The organism is Deinococcus roseus, assembly GCF_014646895.1.
GTDB lineage: Bacteria > Deinococcota > Deinococci > Deinococcales > Deinococcaceae > Deinococcus_C > Deinococcus_C roseus.
The window spans coordinates 310,597-331,109 of the sequence record NZ_BMOD01000003.1 but is presented as its reverse complement, the minus strand read 5'-3'; the positions used below and the strand labels follow the sequence as shown (position 1 = coordinate 331,109).

Here is a 20,513-nt window from a genome sequence, read left to right as displayed (position 1 = left end):
TCAGTTGGCTTTCAGGAAAGCATCTGCAACCAGCAGAAGAAGGAGCCTTTTAAAAGACTCCTTCTTCAAAAAGACTGTGTTGTCTGAGATCAACGGGGACGCAGGTTGATGTAGAGGGTCTTGTTGCCCGTCAGCTTCACATAGGCGGCAAAGTTGGTGTAACCCTGGGCGACCACCGACACCTTGTACTGCTTGTTCTTCAGCAGGCTGGTGGTGAACTTGCCGTTCTGGGAGTTGCCCAGGTACTGGCCGTTCATGTAGATTTTGGCGGTTTTGACGTTCAGCACCAGGTTCAGGTTGGCCTTGGTGGAGGGGGTCTGGCGCAGGTTCACGGTCAGGTTGATCAGGCGGTCCTGCTTGATGGTGATGGGCGCAGAGTAGGTGACGTAACCAGGAGCCACCACTTTGAGCTGGTAAGAACCGGGGGTCAGTTTGGCCAGGGTCACACCAGCATCGCCAACCAGACGGCCATCCAGGTACACCTGGGCGTTGTTGGCATTGGTGACCACTTTCAGTTCACCAGAAGCCGCTTCTGCTTTGCGGGTGCGGTACAGGGCCACATCGCTGTTCCAGTCGTTGTCGGCAATGCTGTTCAGGATACCACTGACTTCACGGGCAAAGGCGTCCTGCCCGCCACCGGAGTACACAGCGAAGGCAGCGTTCTGTTTGATGTCCAGGATGTCATTGAAATCCAGGGGATTCCGGCTGGCCACTGCAAAGACCTTGCCCACCCCGATGTCGCTGTCGGTTTCCAGGGTGTAATCGTCGTTGGCTCCGGGGAGGCTCACGGTCTGACCGCCTGCCACAAAGTTGTCCCCGGCGTAATCGTTGGGGAAAATCTGGGTGACTTCACCTGCCACATCCACACTGAAGATGTACAGGTAGGCGTCTTCATTGACCGTGGCCTTGATCTGGACTTTTTCACCAGGGACGTAGGTCGCGTATCCAGAGTTGTCTGCAGCCTTGTTGAGCGAAACATTGACCTCCAGAGAAGTCTGAATGGGATTCACAATGATGCGCTGGGGACTGATCTGGGGGGCAGCCATGGCCACAGGGGCCAGGGTTCCAAAAAGCAGCAAACCTGTCAAGATGTGTTTCATGGTATACCTTCCTTTTGATCTGCTCACCGGTGCTGATGGTGCGCTGATCGGGGGCTGAATGAAAACATCTTCCACCTTCCAGATGTGTTGACCATCATGATTCTGGGCTCTGGTCTTTACCGGGTGTTTATTTTTGTGATTAACGGAAACTTCATGAAGCGATCTTCAGGGGTTTCTCGGATCTGGTCAGCTTTTAAACAGCAAGCCCTCTGCTTGATGTGCAGGCTTTCTAGTGATTGTCAGGCCTCCATTCCATAATCATCTCCTGACATCCTGCCTTTTCATTCAATGCACTCCTCACGCAGCAAAGTCCCCACCTCCACTCTGCATTCCAGCAGCTGGCTCCACTGTGACAGACAGGGGAATCTGCTCTCCTGCCAGACAGTACACTTGAGGCATGGTCGAAGTCATCGAAAGCACCCTGCCAGGCGTGGGCCGCAAATACATCATGAAACTGCGTTCTGGAGGCAGCGTCACCGTGATCTCCAAGCCGGATGGCACCCGCGAAATGTACCACTTCAAGGGGAAAGAAGACATCCCCTGTGACACCGTGCAGTTCAACCCGGAAGAAGCGCAGCAATTTGCCACCCTGCTGGGAGCCAATTTTTCTCGCCCTGCACTGAAAGAGGAAATTGAACTGGTGCTGGGCAAACTGCAACTGGAATGGATCACCCTTGCAGAGGGGGCCAGTTGCATCGGGCACACGCTGGGAGAACTGAACCTGCGGGCCCTCACTGGAGCCAGCGTGATTGCCATCATGCGGGGTGAGGAAGCCATTCCCAACCCGCAGGTCAAAGAAACCCTGCTGCTGGAAGACACCCTGGTTTTGATTGGCAATGACCTGCAAATCAAAAAAGCCAGTGTGCTCCTGATGTGAACACGGCCAGAGCCTGATTTTTCAGATTTGAAGTGCAAATCCAGTCACTTTTGAACCATCCTAGGAGTTTATTTTGCCTTATGCAGAAGGATTGAAGCACTTTGTCGAATCGCTGGGAGCACTGGGAGAACTCGGCCTGATCGGACTGGGATTGTGGATCAGTGGCCTGATCGCCCAGTCCCTCAGGCTTCCAGCTTTGCTGGGATACATCGGACTGGGGTTTCTGTGTGGTCCTCTGGGGCCACTTCCCATCATTTATCCCTCTGAGATCACGGCGGCCCTTTCGGAAATTGGCGTGGTGCTGCTGATGTTCTTCATCGGTCTTGAATTCTCGCTCAAGCGTTTTCTGGAAGCCAGAGGCACCATCATGAAAGCCGGGCTGTGGGATTTGCTGAATTTGCCTGTGGGATTTGGAGCAGGCTTGCTGCTGGGTTTTTCTTTCTGGCAGTGCATTTTCCTGGCAGGCATCACCTACGTCAGCAGTTCCGGGGTGATCATCCGCATGCTCACCGAACGGCAACAGGTGGCCTTCCCGGAAGCTGAACGCACCCTGGGCGTGCTGATTTTCGAGGACCTGGCCATGATCCTGTACCTGGGCACCCTCAGCGTGTTCACCGGAGGCAACGTCTGGCAGAAACTGCTGGGGGTGGTCACTTTCGGGGTGATGTACCTGGTGATGCTGCGTTTCGGGCGGCCCATGCTGGAAAAAGTGATGGCCCAGCAAAGCAAAGAGCAACTGGTGCTGCTCACCCTGGGAGGGGTGGCGATGTTCGCTGCTCTGGCCCACCTGCTGTCCTTTCCAGATGCCGTCGCAGCCTTCCTGCTGGGTGCACTGGTGGGAGAACTCAGCCGCATGCACGAAATCGAAGAGGTGCTGACCCCATGGCGGGATGTGGCGGTGGGGGCTTTCTTTCTGGGTTTCGGCCTGAAAGTGGAGGCCATGGCATTGCTGGGCTCTCTGCTGGTGGCCCTCCTGCTTTTGCTGCTGACCCTGGTCAGCAAAAGCATCACGGGTTTCTTTGCCGGACGTGCCACAGGGCTGTCTCTGCGTGCCTCGGTGGGTCACGGCCTGATGCTGCTTCCCAGAGGGGAATTCAGCCTGGTGATTGCAGGTCTGGCAGTCAGCAGTCCCCTGCTGTCCCAGGTGCAGAAAAATGCCCTTTACGAACTCACCAGTGCTTATGTGCTGCTCAGCATCCTGCTGGGTGTGGTGGTCAGTGCCCGCCACATCCCCCTGACCCGCTGGTTTGCAGAGTCCAGATGGCTGAAAAGGTTTGACACCCCCTGAGTCCCATTAGGAAGTTCACTTCCTGAAGATCAGGGTGAACACCGCCCCACCCTGTGGATGGTTCTCTGCTTCCAGGGTTCCCCCATGGGCTTCCACAATGGCACGGGCAATGGGGAGACCCAGACCAGAGCCACCCTCTTCCTTGCTCTGGCGGGTCCGGGAGAAATCTCCTTTGAAAAAACGCTCAAACACCCGTTCCAGGGCTTCTTCAGGAATGCCTGTTCCGTGGTCCCGCACGCTGATCAAGGTGCCCTGATCGGTCCTGCGGGCCTGAATTTCGATGGGTCCCTGGGCATACCGTGCAGCATTTTCCAGCAGGTTGTTCAGCACCCGGGTGATCTGGGTGGAATCAAACACCGCACTGAGCACCGGAGGGATGGTTTCCAGCTTCACCTCCATGCCCATCTGGCCTGCCCGTTGCTGGAAGGAACGCACCACCTCTCCCAGAAAAACCTGCAATTTCACGGTTTCAGGTTTGAGGGTGAGGCCGCCACTTTCGGCCAGAGACAGGGTCCTCAGGTCTGTGACCAGCTGGGACAGCAGCAGCACCTGATGGTGCAGGCGTTCCAGACCAGCTTCATCGGTGGACACCACCCCGTCCTGCATGGCTTCAATTTCGGAACGCAGCACCGCCAGAGGGGTCCTCAGGTCATGGGCGATGTCTGCCACCAGATTGCGCCTCCAGGCCTCCTGGCGTTCCAGACCCGTCACCAGGTTGTTGAAAGCCTCGGTGAGGGTGCGCAATTCCGTTTCCATGGACGGCAGGCGAAGTTTCAGGCCCCGTTCTCCGCGTTCCAGACGCTTGGCCCCCTCGGTCAGGGTCACCAGTGGAGAGGTGAAAATCCGGGTCACCAGACCGGCCACCACAGAGGCCAGCATCACCGAAAACAGCCCCGAAATGAAAGCCGTCCCGGTGATGCGTTTAAACACTTCTCTGGCCTGCTGGTACTCGGGTAGATCAATGCCCTCCATCCGCCAGTGAAACGGGCCAGAACCATGGGGCAGACCCGGAAAAAGGGCACTGGACACCGAATTGAGGGTAAACCAGGTGTTCAGGAACACCGCAGCCAGCGCCACAAAAGCAAAGACCACGGTCAGGCGTTTGCGCAGACCCCATTCTCTTCTTTTAAACCGACGCCACTTTTTCTTTGTGGCCTGAACTTCGGGGTCTTCCTCCCAGATTTTGCGCAGGCGTCTCAGTTCCTCAAAAGGGTGTTCGTGCCCCTCAGAATGATGGTTGTGGTGTTTGTGGTGTCCCATCTGCCCTTCTTGCCTTTCCTGGCTTTTGCCCGCTTTGGTGCATTTCATCGGTGGTCCTTCCTGTTCAGGGCTGCATCCGGTCAGTGGGCCATGAGCTTGTAACCCACACCCCTCACGGTGTCGATGTGCTCTCCGAAGGCCCCCAGTTTGCGGCGGATGTTCTTGATGTGGGCATCCACGGTGCGTTCATCTGCAAAACCCGCAGCATCTCCTGTGACGGCCAGCAGTTCCGCCCTCTGGCGCACCCGGTTGGGCTCCTTTGCCAAAAGGGCCAGCAGTTTGATCTCGCTGGTGGTCAGGTCCATGAGTTCCCCATTGCACCGCACCTCGAAAGCCCCCAGGTTCACTTCTAAAGCACCCACCCGGTAAATTTCCGGGGCGATCATCTGACCTCTTGCACGCCTGAGTACAGCTTTCACCCTTGCAACCACCTCTCTGGGGCTGTAGGGCTTGACCACATAATCGTCTGCACCCAGTCCCAGACCCACCAGCTTGTCCACCTCATCGTCGCGGGCGGTCAACATGATGATGGGGAGATCAGACTCTGCCCGCACCCTGCGTGCCACCTCAAAGCCGTCCAGAATGGGAAGCATCAAATCAAGCAAGATCAGGTCAGGCTGGGCGGCCCGCCAGAGTTCCAGCGCCTGCTGGCCGTTTCTGGCTCGCTCGGTGTGAAAGCCTTCCCGTTTCAGGTAATCTTCCAGGATCTCGGCAAGGCGGGCTTCGTCTTCTACGATCAGAATGGTCTGGGCCATGGGTTTCATGCTACACCTGATGGGGTTGGGGCAGCCTGCGGAAGGCAGAAAGCCAAAAGACAAAAGCCGAGGGCCGAGGGCAAAAAGCAGAAGGCTGATGGCTGATGGCTGATGGCTGATGGCACTGTACAGACAAGCGTCAAAAGGACAGGGGGTGTCCTGTCCTCGTGTCATTGGGTGAGCTGTGCGCTGAACAGGTTTCCAGGCTCAATTCTCCAGGGCTTTGCGGATGGCTTCGTACTCCTCGGGGGTGATGTCTCCCTGGGCCAGACGCTGGCGGGCCACTTCCAGGGCGCGGTCGTTGCCCATGAAAGGAGGACGCCACTGGGTCTGGACGGTTTCCTGTTCTTCTTTCTTGACGCCCAGACCGGCCATCAGGTCCTGGTATTCCTCGCGGTCAATTTCCCCTCTGGCATAGCGTTCACGCACAATCTGGGTGGCTCCAGAGTCCTGCTGCCAGAACTTCTGCATGTGGTGTTTTTTGTGCTTCCAGTGGTGCTTGCCACATCCGCCCCCAAAAGCGAACATCCGCAGCAGACCAAAGATGAACATCAAAAACAGCACCGTACCCACAAAATTCAGAAAGCCCAGTCCAAATCCGATTCCTGACTCCAACATGTGTAAACTTCTCCTTTCGCGCTGTCATCAGCGTTGGAATCAGGATAGGTCTGGCCGGGTGAACACTGCGGGATGGAAATGTGAATGCACTGTGAACGGGAATCAGGGAGGGATGGGGTCAAAGAGACCTGGCCTGACCAGTGAGACTCAACAGCTAGAGTTGAGCCGTCTCAGGTTCTAAAACAAAAGAAAAGTAAAGGTCTGTTCCCTCAGAAAAGTGCTCCTGGAAGTAAGTTTGAATCTCATCACCCGCCAAAGAGATGAGGTCTGCAGCTTTGTCTTTATAGCCCTGTGAAGTGGCATAGATGTGTTCCATCTGTGGGCAGAGGTGACCTTCTGGGGTGATTTTAAAAGCATCAAAGCCCAGAATCAGAACCTTCTCCAGACGACAACGTTCCAGTAGGGCAGGAACTTCTGAGTCAGCGAGAAGAAATTCCGCACCCATGACCAGCAAATCTGGATCAATCGAAAGCAGAAATTCATGTTCAGACCACATGTGGCCTCCAATCTGATGCCTATTGTAGCCAGATGATCGCTGGGAGTAGACACTCAACCTCGGCAAGGATCAACAGGTGCCAGATGGAGACTCGCCAAACCAGCAAAAACCCCCGAATTTCTCCAGGGGTCTGACACACCTGCAAGAATCAGTCTGCAGCAACAGTGCGCACGTTGGTCTGGCGGCTCTTGAGCGGAATCTGGGGCACAAAGAAGGTGAGCAGCAGGGCCAGCAGGGAGATCCACATGCCCACCCGGAACAGGTGGATGATGCTGGCAGCAAAGCCTTCTTTGAGTCCTGTGTTGAGTTTGGTGCTCAGCTCGTCAGCCTGTTTGTCCATGGTGGTCTTGAGCTGCCTGAGGATCTGGGTTTTCAGAACAGCCGGGGTGCGGTCTGCATTCTGGACCAGGGTCTTCAGCTGGGCCGGGGTCTGGGGGTTGGCCAGCACGGTGGTCTGGGCTTTTTTGTCCCCCTCCAGGGCACCTTTGATGGTGGCGTACTGCTCATCAAATGCGGCCTTGACTTTGCTGCTGACATCCAGGTTTCCGGTGAGGCCTGCCCCACCTTCACCCGTGAGGGCAGAGAAAGACTGGCCCTGCATGCCAGGAATTTCAGGCATGTGTTTTGGCATTTCGGTGGTGAGGGTGTTGGTCAGCACGGTCCCGAAGATCGCCACCCCGATGGTGCCCCCAATCTGGCGGAAGAACTGGCTGGCAGAGGTGGCAACCCCAATTTCAGTGGGCTGCACAGCGTTCTGAACGGCCAGGGTGAACACGCTCTGGGCAGGTCCGAGGCCCAGACCCAGGATCACCATTCTCCAGACCATGTCGAACTGGGTGCTGTGAACCGTGACGGTGGTCATCAGGAAGATGCCCAGCACCATGATCATGGTGCCCACAATCAACACGGGTTTGTATTTCTTCATGCGGGCAATGATGGTGCCAGAAATGATCGAGCTTCCAATCATCCCGACCATCAGGGGCAGCATGGTGGTGCCCGATTTGGTGGCAGAGATGCCCAGCACCTGCTGCATGAAGAGGGGCAGGAACATCAGGGCTCCCATGAAGGCCATGTTGATCACGATGGAGGTGAGGTTGCTCATGCTGAAAACACGGTTTTTAAACAGGGACAGGCTGAGGATGGGTTCTTTGACCCGCGCTTCGGTGATCAGGAAGAGGATCAGGGAGACCAGGGCCGTGCCAAAAAGACCCAGAATGCGGCCTGAATCCCAGGGGTAACTGCGTCCGCCCCAGGTGAGGGCCAGCAGCAAAGGAACAAAGGTGGTGACGATCAGGAGGGCACCCACATAATCGATCTGGGGTTTCTTCTCCAGGCTCATTTTCAGCAGGGGCATGTGGGTGACCAGCATGTAAAGGCTGACCAGACCGATGGGCAAATTCACGTAGAACACCCAGCGCCAGCCGTCAATCACATGGCCGAACAGGTGCATGGTGCCGTGGTCGGTCAGGAATCCACCGATCAGGGGTCCAACCACACTGGACAGCCCGAACACTGCACCGAACAGGCCCTGGGTTTTGCTGCGTTCTTCCACAGGAACGATGTCTGCAATGACTGCGAAGGCAATGGTGAAGAGGGCTGCGCCGCCCAATCCCTGAATCGCCCGGTAGATCACCAGCTGGGTCATGCCGTCTCCCAGGAGGGGCAGGGTACCGAATTCTCCGGCCAGTCCGCACAGCATCGAGCCCAGCAGGAAGATGATCACCCCGATGATCATGATGGGTTTTCTGCCATACAAATCAGAGAGTTTGCCGTAGATGGGCACCATCACGGTGCTGGTGAGCATGTAGGCGGTGGTGACCCAGGAGTAGAGTTCCAGCCCTTTGAGTTGCTCGATGATTCTGGGCATGGCTGTAGAGACGATGGTCTGGTCCAGAGCGCCCAGCAACATCACCATCATGATGGACCCCAGGATCAGGTTTCTCTCTTTGGGTGTGATCGTGATCTGTGTCATGCGTTTTCCTTTTCTTTCTGTTCTTTCTGGTAGGCGTGTTCCACCATCTTGCGCAAGAACCCGATGAGGGTGGAAAGCTCTTCGGGGGTGAGGGATCCAACAATGGGCTCCATGGTGCTTTGGATGGTCTGCTGCACCTCTTTGCGGCGTGCTTCCCCTTCCGGGTTGATGGAAAGGATGGTGCGCCTGGAATCGTGGGGGTCGATTTCCCGGCTGATGGTGCCTGCCTGCAGCAAACGTTCAATGCTGCGGCTCACCATGTCGCGGGGAATGCGCAGCATCTCCGCAATTTCACTGGGGTAACGTGCCCCCTGGTGAATTTCACGGGCAATCAGCAGGTCCTTGAGTTGCAGGTTGTGCACCTGCTCCAGCCGCTGGTTCAGTCGGTTGCCCATCAGCTGACCGAACTCCTGCTGGGTCTTGAGAAAATCAAAAATCAGGGGTGTCGACGGTTCCGTCATGTGATTGTTATAGCATATAGTTGCACCATCCAACTATATTTTAATGCAACTAAGCCATTCTGCTGAGTCCAACCTGAACTGGGCGCACTTTCAGACAGAAACAAGGAGGGAAGCCCGGCCTTTGTTTTCTCGGCGAAATATCCCGTTTGGCACACGATGGACTCGTGTTCATTTTCAAGAAGTCTGCTATACTGAGCGGGCAATCAAACCATCTTTTGTTTGAGGAGAACCCATGAGCCTTGCCCTTTTTATTGTTCCAGAAAAGCCCCTGTCCATCGATCCTTTTGTCAACGGCAAAGCCATGGCCCACGTCATGGATGAGCTGGACCGGCTTTCTGAAGCTGCACAGGTTCCTGTGCTGCTCACTTTTCTGGATGTCTCAGAAATGCTGGAGGAATTTTCAGACGAAGACCCGGAGGAGTTTGAAGAAGCACCTGAAAACCCAGATGCCGTCTGGTTTGATCCGGCACAGGGCCTGCAAACCGTGCAAAGCCTGGTGAACACCCTGCAAAACCAGCCAGAACTGGATTTCGAAGAATTCCGAAGGCAAGACGTGCTGGATGATTTGCAAGAACTTCAGAAAGTGCTGGAAGTCTGCCTGAAGGAAAATGTGCGCTTTCATCTGGCGTTGGATTGTTGAACTTCTTTCTCAGCCCAGACGGTAATTGAAGCGCCCAGACTGCTTCACCTCGTACATCAGGCTGTCTGCCCGCTTGAGCAGGTCGTCTACACTTTCGCCTGCAATGGCCCGGGTGAGGCCCACACTGACCCCAAGCTGGATGTTCTGGTCTTCAATTTCAAAGGGATCCTGCATGACCCTCAGGATGCGGTCTGCAATCTGCGAAAGCGTCTCATCAGACACGTCTCCTCCCAGAATCACCGTGAATTCATCTCCAGCCAGACGGTACACCCGGTCCTGCGTGCGCACAGCATGCTTGAGCCTGTCTGCCACCTCTCTGAGCACAGCATCTCCGGCCTGGTGACCATAATTGTCATTGACTGCCTTGAAGTGGTCCAGGTCCAGAAAGGCAACAGCAAACGGTCCAGAACGGAAACGGCTGCGCAAATAGGCATAAAAGGCATTCCTGTTCTCGGTGGCTGTCACCTGATCTTTAAAAGCAATGTCTTGCAGGTAAAGCTGGTATTCCACATGGTCGGTGATGTCTTCAAAAACCAGCAGGGTGCGGTCTTCTCTGGGCATGGAAATCCGACTCACCTGAAACCAGCCCTGCCCCACCCAGCGGGAATAAACCGCTTCTTCTCTGCTGCTGGACACCTTGTGGTCTTTTTTAAGGGCTTTCCAGTTGAACACCTCTCCCTGTTGCCACACCAGCCCGGTGATGCGTTCAGCCGCTGGATTCAAACCAATGATTTTGCCCTGATCGTCCAGCAACACATAGCCACTGGGAGAGCCTGCCATGATGGTGTGCAGGTCCTCATTGATCTGCTCGAACTCTGACCTGAGCAAACGCTGCTCCAGTTCACTGAGCACACGCGCCGAGAAGCGCTGCATGATGTCGATGTCCCGGCAACTGAACACATGGGGTTCATGGCACACCCCCAGGATGGCCCCCACACGGTAGCCATCTGGGGTGATCAGGGGCACCCCCAGAAAAGCCTGCACCTGAGGCACCTCAGGCAAATTCAGGCGGTACCGTCCAGGTTCCTGCACATCCGACACCACCACGGTCTGTCCCTGATGCACAATCTGGTCGCACAACAAAAGCAGGCTCTGGGGATCGCCCTCAGGCCAGAAAGAGCAGATGCGCATCCATTCCCGTCCAGGATTCATGAAACTGATCAGCACACCCTTGAGGTTTAAAATGAAGGCCAGATCTTCAGCCATTTTATTGAACACATCTTCATCCAGGGTGTCCAGTATGGAGAAGCTGAACAGCCGGTCAATTCTTTTTTCCTGGGTGATGGTGTATTGGGCAACGCGCACGATATCAACTCCATCAATCTTAATTTGCTTCATGTTAGGAGAAACCCTGAGGAGAAGGGTGAAAGAATGGCCATAAGGGAAATCCCGAATCTTGAGGATTGCGATAACATTCTCAAATGGGTCTCCCATAAAAACAGCCGGGGCTCAGCAGCAAATACAAAACCTCATTTTGACTTCAGAAGTTGATTGCAAATGCCTGCACATCGGATTGCAAAAAAATCCCGCCAGTGGCGGGACAGGGTCAGACATGTCAGAGGTGTCAGGTCAACGGGTGGTTTCCAGAACCAATTCTGCAGCGCCAAAGTAATACTGGGGTTTCTTGTCTTCAGAAACAGGGCTGCTGGTGTTTGCAGGTGGGGTGCTGGTTGTTGGGTTTGCAGGAGGAGAAAACACCCCAATGGCCCGTGCCACGGCAGTGGAAAGCACAGGGGTGTCCTGATCAGACATCACCCTGAACAGGCCCGTCAGGTTGCCCACATTCTCCAGCAGCAAATTCAGGGGCTGGCTGGTCACCAGGGCCAGCACGCGGCTTTTGCCTACAGGTTCCACAGCCACAAAATCAAAATTGCCGTAACGCAGACCGGGCAGGGTGATCACTTCATTGGCCCGCACCTGGTTTTTGTCGTTGTATTTGTTGGGGAACACCACCACCAGACTGCCATCCGGGTCAAATTCGATGATGTTCAGGTATCCGGCTTTGCTGCTGCGCACTTTCATGGAGATGCGCTCTCCCAGCTTGTAGGAAGGCTGGCTGGGCAGGGCTTCCACTTTGAACTGGGTCTTTTTCACCAGCTGGTCAAAAAGGTCTGCAGCACTGTTGGCCGCCTGCACGGTGGGTGGAGGGGCCACAGGAGGCGGAGCATCTGCATCTCCAAAAGCAAAGAAATCGCTGTTCAGCCATTTTGTTGGACCGGTGAGCTGGGGGGTGTGGGCTTTGGATTTGGCCCGCTGTTTGATCCAATCCACGGCGTAATTTCTGAGGGCTTCAAAGCTGATGGGTTTGGGCAGTGTGGACAGACCGTTGTACACCGCCTGGGTGAAGGCACTGCCCTCCCCTTTTCTGAGTGCACCCAGGGCCACCTGGTTTTCCGCAGCAGCGCTGAACTCAATGTACCGCTGGTTCTCCGCAGCTTTGCTGGCATCCAGGGCACCATCGTCCAGGGTGAAATCCTTGTTGCTGGCCAGCCCACAGCCGGTGCTGGACTTCTCCCAGAATTTGGAATCTGCATCCACATCCTCATCAATGTCAAAGAGGCTCTTGGTGACGGTGCCACTGAAACAACTGTCGAACATCACCAGGACTTCTCTGGCCTTCACGCCATCCAGCACATTCTGGATTTCATCGTCCAGAATCAGGTTGAGGTCATAAGGGACAATGCTCTCATCGCAGCCGTCTGCCTCGTCACCACTGCGGTCATTGACCTGGGCACCGTGACCGCTGTAGTAAAAGATCACCTTGTCATTGGGGCCGACCCCTTCGGTGAGCCAGGTGCGCATCTGGTTCAGGATGTTGGCACGGGTGGCCTGCTGGTTCATCAGGGTGTGCACCTGATCCGGCTTGAAGCCCAGTTCGCCAATCACTTCGCCGATCAGTTTGACGTCCACTTCTGGACCGCGCAGGTTGGCTTTGGGGTCTTTGTATTCTGCCAGACCGACCAGCAGTGCGCGGTTTTCGGCAAAAGCAATGCTGCTGAGCCCCATACAGGCCAGAGCGCCCAGGGTCTTCAGGTTCAGGGCTTTCAAATTCATGGGTCCCTCCCGTGGTGGACATGCTGAAGTGTTGGATTGAAGGTTGGGCAGGCGTGCTCTTATTAAAGCAGAAAACCCAGACAGAAACGCCAGCTGAAACCTGACAGCAGGAATCCCTTCCCTCAGATTTCGGGCCAACTGGAAAAAGTACGGGGGCACCTTCAGCAAAGTTCCACAGCATTCATCCATTGTGCTTCCTGAATCCGATCATGCACAATTTTTGTGGGTCAGGTGGGCTTTCTGGTCACAACATTGGGGTGAAAAAGCAAAAAGCAGAAGGCAAAGATGCTGAGGGTCGAGCGCCGAGGGCAAAAAGCAGAAAGCAGAAGGAATTGAGGGACTGCCAGAAGCCAGGGGCAAAAAGCACCCATACAAAACAAAAAGCACCCTCTGAAAGGGTGCCTGATGGGTGGGTTCTTCAGGGTTTTTGCTGGAACTGGTGTTTACTGAAAATAGTATTTCTGGGTGCTGGCTCCAGAGTAAGTCTGGGCACTGACCAGGGCTCCTGCGCTGTTGCTGGCCACGGTCAGGGCCCTGCCATTGGTTTTGGAGGTGAAGTACACCAGACCTGCGCTTTCCTGCATGGCCCAGAGCTGGCGGTCTCCCTGGGTGCAGGCTCCCCAGGACACGGTGCTGGCATTGGAGGCCGAGATGTAGGCACAGTTGATGCCGTATTTCAGCTGATAGTAATTGCCTGAAGCATTCTGATAGGTGAGGGTCCAGGCGGTCACGCTGTTGCAGGCCTGCTGTTCCACCCTTGTGCTGATGCCTTTCAGGCAAAGCTGGCTGGAACTGTTGACCAGTTTGTTGCTCAGGTTGCCCCAGTTGACCCCTCCAGTGGGAGGTGGAGTGGTACCTCCAGACAGCACCTGGGTTTCGCGGGTCCAGTATGGGGGAAGGCTGCCCCAGGTGTTGTCTCCGTTTTGCCAGTCTCCGCCAATGCTGGTCATGTAGGCGTAATCTGCGTTGCGGTTTTTGGCATCTTCCGCGATGCGTTCCATATCGGTCTGGGTGGGCACCGAGTACACCAGATGCCAGGCCAGTGCCCCTTTGGCGTGGGCTGCGCTGGTGGAGTCTGTGATGCTCTGGGCCTGTGCTGCATAAGCAGCCATGTCGGATTCAAAGAGCACGGCAATTTCCCCAGCATTCACACCACCCACCACGCAGTTGTCTGGCACGCCAGCGTTGTAGGCGATGATGGCACCGGATTTGTAGCGGTTCACGATGGTGCGAAGCTGCTGGTATTCGTTCACAAAGGCGCTGCAGTTCCAGTTGGAGGGGGCGGCTTCATCAAAGAAGATGCCTTTGAGGTTGGGCATCTGCTGGAAGTAGGCCTGCACCTGCGCTTCAATTCTGGCCCAGGTCTGGCACACGCCTGCCTGGTTGCAGGTGTGGTTGAAATAGCCGGTGGGCACGTAGGCCAGCATCTTGACCCCTCTGGCGTTCTGGGTGTCCACAATGCTCTTGAAGGTGCTGACGTTGCCGACCAGAGTTGTGGTCTGTCCCTGGAAAATGCCACTGTCCGGGTTGATCAGGGCAATGGAATTGGTGGGCAACTGGTTGTACAGGCTGGTGTCGGTGCCCCAGTAGCTGATCACTCCAATTCTGGATTCCAGACGCTGCTTCTGTACGGCAGCGGCCTGGTGGGTGGGGGCCAGCGAAGCAGAGCAGGCGGTGAGCAGGGCCAGGGATGACATCAAAAGGGATTTGCGCATGGGTTTCTGAGGTCCTTTCTTTGAAGCAGAATCACATCGTGACTGCATGATCAGCAAAACAGCCCAGCCAGCAAGCAGCCCAGAAGCAGATGGTGCAATGCAGGGAAATCAGGGGGGGAAGTTGTGGGACCCCCTCACTGTACATAAACAATAAATCAAAGTCAATCACTTGATTGATTGTTTTTGATTCTTGATTGATTTTTTCATCCAACTGATTTTCTCAATCATCACATCAGGCAAGACCATCCACCTGCAGAAGCCGAAAAATCGGCTTTGCTTTTTCAGGTTTCGATCAGAAAAACCCTCAATCCTTCTCAAATCTCGATCAATCTTTGATTGACTTTGACCAAAAATCCGCTTATGCTGGGAAAAACCCAGCCCCTGATCGAGGACCCCCATGCTCGAAATCCGCCTGAAAAAAATCCAGCAATACCTGTACTCCCACGGGACCGCCAGTGTCCAGGAACTTGCAGACCACACCGGAGCCAGCGTTGCCACCATCCGCCGGGATCTGGTCAAGATGGAAGAAGACGGCCTGATCTCCCGCACCTACGGTGGGGCCACCCTCACCAGTGAGAACGGGGTGGAAATCGCCTTTCAGGTCCGGGAACACCAGTACCTCAAAGAAAAACGGGCCATTGCAGAAGCGGCTTTTGCCCACCTGAAAAGCGGCATGACCGTGTTTCTGGATGCGGGAACCACTGTGCTGCAACTGGCCCGCATCCTCAAGATGCAACCCCTGCCCCTCTTTGTGATCACCAACGGCATCAGTGTGGCCCAGGAACTGATCGGGGTGGGCGATGTGAAAGTGATGCTGCTCGGAGGGCAAATCCGCCCCGAAAACCTCTCCAATGTTGGCCCTTACGCCGAACGCATGCTGGAACATTTCTGGTTTGACATGCTCTTTCTGGGCACCAGTGCCGTGCGCATTGAACACGGGATGTTCACACTGGACGCAGCAGAGGCCTCTCTGAACTTCAAGATGCTGGAACGCGCCGGAGAAAAAGTGCTGCTGGCAGATTCCAGCAAGTTCAGTCGGACTGCCCCTTATCGGGTGGCAGAGCTTTCTGCACTCAGTCGCATCATCACCGACCACCACCTGCCAGACGAAGTGGTCCGCAAAATCACCGACCAGGGTGTGCAACTGGAAAGGGCCAGCCTGACCGTGCAGGCGGTGGGTGAAGCCGGGTGAAGCAGTACATCACCGGCAACATCCTGACCCCTCAGGGCTTCAGAACAGGCACCTTGCACTTTGACCAGCACATTCTGGCCTTCGAGGAAAAAACCCTCTCTGGACCTCAGCCTTTTGTGTTGCCCGGATTCATTGACGTGCACGTGCATGGCGGGGGTGGCTATGATGTGATGGATGGGCTGAAAGGCATTGAGGGCACCGCCCAGTTTCATGCAAAACACGGCACCACTTCCCTGCTGGCGACCACCATGACCCGGCCCTGGGAACAGGTGCTGAAGGTGCTGCAGGACATCAAAACGGCATCTGGAACCAGATCAGCAGGATCTGCACACATTCTGGGTGCCCATCTGGAAGGGCCTTTCATTTCCAGATACCGGCTGGGTGCACAGCCCGATTTCACCCTGGAACCTGAATCACATCTGGTGCAAGCTGCGCTGAATGAAGGCAACATCCGGGTGGTCACCCTGGCACCAGAACTGAACCATGCCGAAACGGCCATCGCGCAGTTCGTGCAGGCCGGAGTGAGGGTCAGTCTGGGCCACACCGCTGGAGATGAAAAAGACGCCCTGAAAGCCGTAAGCCTGGGGGCCAGCAGTTGCACCCACACCTTCAATGCCACCGGAGGCCTGACCGGAAGGGAACCGGGCGTGCTGGGGGCCGTCCTGACCAGCGAAGGCGTGCACACCGAGGTGATTCTGGATTTCCACCATGTGCACCCCCTCAGTTTCAAACTTTTGACCCTGCTGAAACCTGAAAAAACCCTGCTGATCACCGATGCCATGCGTGCTGCAAGCCTGCCAGATGGCGTTTACGATCTGGGAGGTCAGGAGGTTCTGGTGAAAGATGGGGTGACCAGACTGCCTTCAGGCTCTCTGGCAGGCAGCGTGCTCACCATGGACCAGGCCTTCAGGAATGCTGTCCAGTGTGGTCTTACCGTGGAGGATGCTTCCAGGCTGACCTCCAGGAACCCAGCACGTTATCTGGGCCTGCAAAACAAAGGAGAACTTCAGACTGGCTGGGATGCGGATCTGGTGGTGCTCGGTCCTGATCTGGAAGTCACTGGGGTTTTTGTCGCAGGAGAGCAGGTTCTGAGACAACCCACTCCCAAATAAAAACAAAAAGGGGAAGGTCTGAACCACCTTCCCCTTTTTGTTCTTGCTTTCTCAGTGCAAAACTTCCACCAGAAACCCTCCCGGACAGCGGTAATAAAACGTCCAGGAACCGTGGAGTTTTCGTGGGGCATCTGCCTGCAGACCGTCTGCCAGCATGCGCTGGTGGATTTCATTGACTTTTTCTGCAGTGGGCTGAATGAACCCTATGTGGAAACCCTCTGGATACTGTGCCCCTTCTGATTTGAAAAGGCCCATCACCATGCCCTGGTCATCGGTGAGGAAGGACATGTGATCGGTGGGTTTGCCCATGCCTTTCATGTCAAAGTACTTTTGCAAAAAATCACGTGTGCCAGCGACATCTTCCACCAGCAGGGTGAGGTGATTGAGTTTCATGGTCTGTCCTTTCAGGGATGGGCAATGGACCCATCCAGATGAGGGAAGGAAGTTTGAGAATGGCTTTCCAGATTCATTCTAAAATTTCTCCTCCTGTTTCACCCCGACCATCTGGCCTACTTGACCCCACCCACATCACCCCCTTACACTCCAGAGAAGATGAACCGGAACTTGACCACCACCACCATGCAGGGGGACACCAGGGCGTAAAAGCTGATTTGGTGATCCCCCGGCCTGCGTTTGGTGCACAGGCCGGTTTTTTTTGTTTTTCTGGAGGTCTGACATGAGTGTGAACGCTAGAAACAACGCTGAAATCGCCCAGAACGTCCCTTCCCAGGCCATGGGTGCCCTGATCAACTCCCAGGTTTACGACCTGCTCAAGCCCCTTCCTGAAGGCGCAGAGGTGCAGTATTTTTCGCTGGATGATCCTGAAGCCGCACAGCTTTTCAGGCATTCGCTGGCCCATGTGCTGGCCCAGGCCATGCAGCACCTTCATGCAGGTCAGGACATCCAATTTGGCATTGGCCCGGTGATCGAGAATGGCTTTTATTACGACTTTGGGCTTCCTGAACCCTTGAAACCTGAAGACCTGCCTGTGCTGGAAGCCAGAATGCAGCAGATCGTCCAGCAGAACCTGCCTTTTCAGCGCTTTGAAGTGTCCAGAGGTCAGGCAAAAGAAAAACTGGCAGCGCAGCGTTTCAAACTGGAATTGCTGGATGGACTGCCAGAGGATGCTGTCATTTCTCTGTACCAGCAGGGGGATTTTCTGGATCTGTGCAGGGGGCCGCACCTGCCTTCCACGGGTCTGATCCCACCCCATTTCAAACTGACGCATGTGTCCGGGGCTTACTGGAAAGGGGATTCCAGCAGACCCATGCTGCAACGGGTATATGGGGTTGCATTTCGTTCCCAGGCAGAACTGGAGCATCACCTCTGGCAACAGGAAGAAGCAAAAAAGCGGGACCATCGCAAACTGGGCCAGCAGCTTGAACTGTTCATGGTCTCGGAGGAGGTCGGACAGGGGTTGATCCTCTGGCAGCCAAAAGGGGCCATGGTTCGCCTCCTGATCGAGGAATTCAGCCGCAAAGCCCACCTGATGAACGGCTACGACTGGGTGATTTCCCCCCACATCGGGCGGGCACAGTTGTGGGAAACGTCCGGGCACCTGGATTTTTACCGTGACAGCATGTATGCCCCCATGGACATTGATGGAGAGGCTTACTACGCCAAACCCATGAATTGCCCTTTCCACATCGAGATCTACAAAAACAAGAAGCGCTCTTACCGGGAATTGCCTCTCCGGTACGCAGAATTTGGCACGGTTTACAGATATGAACTGTCTGGAGCACTGCATGGCCTGACGCGGGTTCGGGGGTTCACGCAGGACGATGCCCACATTTTCTGCACCATCGAGCAGGCAGAGGCAGAAATTGCAAAAGCCCTGGAATTCTCACTGTTCGTGCTGCGAAGTTTCGGGCTCTCGGATTTCACGGCTTACCTGTCCACGAGGCCCATCGACGCTGTAGGAGAGGCAAAAGACTGGGAACTGGCCACGGAAAGCCTCAGAAAAGCCCTGCAGCAGGCAGGATTGCCTCATGACATCGACGAGGGCGGAGGGGCTTTTTATGGTCCCAAAATCGACCTGAAAGTCAAGGATGCCCTGGGCAGGCAATGGCAACTGAGCACGATCCAGTTTGATTTCAACCTCTCAGAGCGCTTTGATCTGGAATACATTGCAGAAGATGGGCAGGCAAAGCGGCCTTTCATGGTGCATCGGGCCTTGTTTGGCAGCATGGAACGCTTTTTTGGGGTGCTGCTGGAGCATTACGCCGGAGAATTTCCGTTGTGGCTTGCTCCGGTGCAGGCCAAAATCATTCCCATTGCAGACCGACACATTGAACATGCCCAGAAACTCGCCAATCAACTGAAAGCCAACCAGTACCGTGCAGAGGTGGACCTCCGGGGTGAACGCATGCAGGCCAAAATCCGCGATGCTGAATTGCAAAAAATCCCCCTGGTTCTGGTGGTCGGAGACCGGGAACAGCAGGAGAATCAGGTCAGTGTTCGGGAACGGGGCGTGAAGGAACAGCAGGTGCTGTCTGTTGAAGCCCTGCTGGAAAAGTTGAAAGCGGCCTCTGTGGACCGGATGCTTTTTCAGAGCGATTTTTAAGTGCTGCATTGCAACTGGCAGTGAAGAAGTTTACAGTCTACAGTTCACAGTTCACAGTTCACAGCGAGAAGAAACCCACCCATGTTCTGAACAAAATAAAGCCCTGAGGTTTCTCAGGGCTTTTGCTGATGGCTGACCGCTGAATGCTTCATTGCCCCTGGCATTCCTGCAGGATGTCCGGGCAATCGTCGTCGCTGATTTCCAGGAACATGGTGGGCCTTAAAGCATAAAAGTCCTTCCAGAAGCCGCCTTTGAAGCTTTTCTGGGTGAATTTGAGCTGGCCGCCACTGCTCTGGGCTTTGCGCACATACAGGGGTTTGCCGTTCAGGGTGATGGTCACCTCGTAGGTGCCGTACATGACGTTCTTGACGATGTAGCCATCTCCGGTGTTGTCCAGGGTGGCTTCACGGGTTTTTCCGGTGGTGCCGTCTGCCAGTTTGCCCACGGGTTTGAGGATGACTTTCATCTGGCTGGGTTCAGCATAGAAGCCCAGGGCCATGCGAACATTGACGATGCCCAGGTTGCCATAAGTGGTGTTGGCAGGTCTGAACACAAAATTGCGCACCCCACCCACATTTCCGGCCACCAGTTGCTCGTTTTCGGGGATCAGGTCCACATCCACGGTGGTGCCCTCGTATTTCAGACGCATTCTGGCGGTGATGTTCCAGGTGCCCAAGGGTTGCCGCACGTCCAGGCTGTATTCCCCTCTGGCGTTGGTGTAGCCAATCACGTTGGTATTGTAGTACAGGGTGTTGTCTGCAATGACTTCTGCATTGGGGATGGGCTGACCGTCTGCGTTGAGCACTTTTCCGGTCACGAAGCCCTTTTTGATTTGTTGTTTTGTGTTGTCTGCAGCCTGGGCCACCAGGGGCAAACCAAAAAGGGCGAGGGCAATCATCAGATTTGAAATGGGTCTGGCGTGGTTCATGGTCATCCTTTGCTGCAAGGCAGGGCATTTGATTTCCGTTCTGGATGCCCATGCCGATCTGTTGATCAATGTACCTGCAGGGGGATGGTTGGAGCATGATTGCTTTTCTGCAGCAAAAGAGAAGCCCAGTTCACTGCAATGATCACCCACCTTCAAGCTTCTGGCAGGTAAGAAGTGGGCATTTCAGAAAAGCCGTTCCAGAACACCCAGAGCCGTCCACAATCCGGGCATTTTGCAAAACGCTGAAAGCGCTCATACAGGGCATCTGTGTCCGCCATGCCATCATAAAAATCAAAATCCACATCCGAAATGAACAGGTACTCAATGGGGTTTGGAATGGGGCTGAAGCTCAGGACTTTCCCGCAATTGCACAGCATTTTTGGCATGGTGCTCCTCCTGCAAGTGAATTGAACACCAGAGGAACACTCTGGGTGGCTTCCAGCTTACCTCTCCAGAGCAATTTCAGGGTTTTCACTCACACC

General features: G+C 55.1%; 20 protein-coding genes. 6 read left to right on the top strand and 14 right to left on the bottom strand.

Annotated elements, in window-relative coordinates; all coding sequences use genetic code 11:
* Nucleotides 1-89: 89 nt before the first annotated feature.
* A complete protein-coding gene (locus IEY52_RS06995; protein ID WP_189001747.1) occupies nt 90-1,100 on the bottom strand; it encodes a DUF4384 domain-containing protein in 1,011 nt (336 codons plus the stop codon).
* Between the two features lie 397 nt (nt 1,101-1,497).
* On the opposite strand from IEY52_RS06995, the gene IEY52_RS06990 reads away from it, so the two are divergent.
* Both IEY52_RS06990 and IEY52_RS06985 read left to right on the top strand, forming a co-directional pair.
* On the top strand, nt 1,498-1,977 hold the full coding sequence (locus IEY52_RS06990) for a cation:proton antiporter regulatory subunit (protein WP_189001745.1): 480 nt from the start codon (nt 1,498-1,500) through the stop codon (nt 1,975-1,977).
* A 73-nt stretch (nt 1,978-2,050) separates the two neighbouring features.
* A complete protein-coding gene (locus IEY52_RS06985) occupies nt 2,051-3,265 on the top strand; it encodes a cation:proton antiporter (protein ID WP_189001743.1) in 1,215 nt (404 codons plus the stop codon).
* Between the two features lie 15 nt (nt 3,266-3,280).
* Here the strand turns inward: IEY52_RS06985 and IEY52_RS06980 are convergent, their stop codons facing one another.
* The 6 genes from IEY52_RS06980 to IEY52_RS06955 all read right to left on the bottom strand — a co-directional run bounded on the left by IEY52_RS06980 (nt 3,281) and on the right by IEY52_RS06955 (nt 8,827).
* Nucleotides 3,281-4,573, bottom strand: coding sequence for a sensor histidine kinase (locus IEY52_RS06980; protein ID WP_229684664.1), 1,293 nt, complete (start codon nt 4,571-4,573; stop codon nt 3,281-3,283).
* 32 nt (nt 4,574-4,605) lie between these two features.
* Nucleotides 4,606-5,280, bottom strand: coding sequence for a response regulator transcription factor (locus IEY52_RS06975; protein WP_189001742.1), 675 nt, complete (start codon nt 5,278-5,280; stop codon nt 4,606-4,608).
* Between the two features lie 207 nt (nt 5,281-5,487).
* Nucleotides 5,488-5,898, bottom strand: a complete 411-nt coding sequence (locus IEY52_RS06970) for an SHOCT domain-containing protein (protein WP_189001838.1) — start codon at nt 5,896-5,898, stop codon at nt 5,488-5,490.
* A gap of 154 nt (nt 5,899-6,052) precedes the next feature.
* Nucleotides 6,053-6,394 carry a hypothetical protein gene (locus IEY52_RS06965; RefSeq protein ID WP_189001741.1) on the bottom strand — a complete coding sequence of 114 codons (342 nt, stop codon included), beginning with the start codon at nt 6,392-6,394 and terminating at the stop codon, nt 6,053-6,055.
* Between the two features lie 148 nt (nt 6,395-6,542).
* The gene (locus IEY52_RS06960; protein WP_189001740.1) at nt 6,543-8,366 is read right to left on the bottom strand and encodes an MDR family MFS transporter; all 1,824 of its coding nucleotides are present in this window, start codon (nt 8,364-8,366) and stop codon (nt 6,543-6,545) included.
* Nucleotides 8,363-8,827 carry a MarR family winged helix-turn-helix transcriptional regulator gene (locus IEY52_RS06955; RefSeq protein ID WP_189001739.1) on the bottom strand — a complete coding sequence of 155 codons (465 nt, stop codon included), beginning with the start codon at nt 8,825-8,827 and terminating at the stop codon, nt 8,363-8,365. Before IEY52_RS06955 ends, IEY52_RS06960 begins: the two co-directional genes overlap by 4 nt.
* Before the next feature lie 232 nt (nt 8,828-9,059).
* Between IEY52_RS06955 and IEY52_RS06950 the strand changes: the two genes are divergently transcribed.
* Complete coding sequence (locus IEY52_RS06950) at nt 9,060-9,467, top strand: hypothetical protein (RefSeq protein WP_189001738.1); 408 nt, start codon at nt 9,060-9,062, stop codon at nt 9,465-9,467.
* Between the two features lie 9 nt (nt 9,468-9,476).
* Here the strand turns inward: IEY52_RS06950 and IEY52_RS06945 are convergent, their stop codons facing one another.
* The 4 genes from IEY52_RS06945 to IEY52_RS06930 form a co-directional block, all read right to left on the bottom strand.
* Entirely contained in the window at nt 9,477-10,772 is a 1,296-nt protein-coding gene (locus IEY52_RS06945) for a diguanylate cyclase domain-containing protein (protein WP_189001737.1), read from the bottom strand.
* Nucleotides 10,773-11,036: 264 nt separating this feature from the next.
* Nucleotides 11,037-12,521, bottom strand: coding sequence for a caspase family protein (locus IEY52_RS06940; protein WP_189001729.1), 1,485 nt, complete (start codon nt 12,519-12,521; stop codon nt 11,037-11,039).
* Nucleotides 12,522-12,964: 443 nt separating this feature from the next.
* Nucleotides 12,965-14,236 carry a spherulation-specific family 4 protein gene (locus IEY52_RS06935; protein WP_189001727.1) on the bottom strand — a complete coding sequence of 424 codons (1,272 nt, stop codon included), beginning with the start codon at nt 14,234-14,236 and terminating at the stop codon, nt 12,965-12,967.
* Nucleotides 14,237-14,401: 165 nt separating this feature from the next.
* Complete coding sequence (locus tag IEY52_RS06930; RefSeq protein WP_189001725.1) at nt 14,402-14,635, bottom strand: hypothetical protein; 234 nt, start codon at nt 14,633-14,635, stop codon at nt 14,402-14,404.
* Here IEY52_RS06930 and IEY52_RS06925 point away from each other — a divergent pair.
* Together IEY52_RS06925 and nagA are read left to right on the top strand one after the other, a co-directional pair.
* Entirely contained in the window at nt 14,634-15,428 is a 795-nt protein-coding gene (locus IEY52_RS06925; protein ID WP_189001723.1) for a DeoR/GlpR family DNA-binding transcription regulator, read from the top strand. The two genes, IEY52_RS06930 and IEY52_RS06925, sit on opposite strands and share 2 nt — an antisense overlap.
* Nucleotides 15,425-16,540, top strand: coding sequence for an N-acetylglucosamine-6-phosphate deacetylase (nagA, locus tag IEY52_RS06920; RefSeq protein WP_189001721.1), 1,116 nt, complete (start codon nt 15,425-15,427; stop codon nt 16,538-16,540). Before IEY52_RS06925 ends, nagA begins: the two co-directional genes overlap by 4 nt.
* Nucleotides 16,541-16,591: 51 nt before the next feature.
* Here nagA and IEY52_RS06915 read toward each other — a convergent pair whose 3' ends face one another.
* Nucleotides 16,592-16,933, bottom strand: a complete 342-nt coding sequence (locus tag IEY52_RS06915) for a VOC family protein (protein WP_189001719.1) — start codon at nt 16,931-16,933, stop codon at nt 16,592-16,594.
* Between the two features lie 283 nt (nt 16,934-17,216).
* On the opposite strand from IEY52_RS06915, the gene thrS reads away from it, so the two are divergent.
* Complete coding sequence (gene thrS, locus IEY52_RS06910; RefSeq protein WP_189001717.1) at nt 17,217-19,103, top strand: threonine--tRNA ligase; 1,887 nt, start codon at nt 17,217-17,219, stop codon at nt 19,101-19,103.
* A 148-nt stretch (nt 19,104-19,251) separates the two neighbouring features.
* Here thrS and IEY52_RS06905 read toward each other — a convergent pair whose 3' ends face one another.
* A complete protein-coding gene (locus tag IEY52_RS06905; RefSeq protein WP_189001715.1) occupies nt 19,252-20,031 on the bottom strand; it encodes a carboxypeptidase-like regulatory domain-containing protein in 780 nt (259 codons plus the stop codon).
* Nucleotides 20,032-20,183: 152 nt separating this feature from the next.
* A complete protein-coding gene (locus IEY52_RS06900) occupies nt 20,184-20,417 on the bottom strand; it encodes a DUF8617 domain-containing protein (protein ID WP_189001713.1) in 234 nt (77 codons plus the stop codon).
* Nucleotides 20,418-20,513 lie beyond the last annotated feature (96 nt).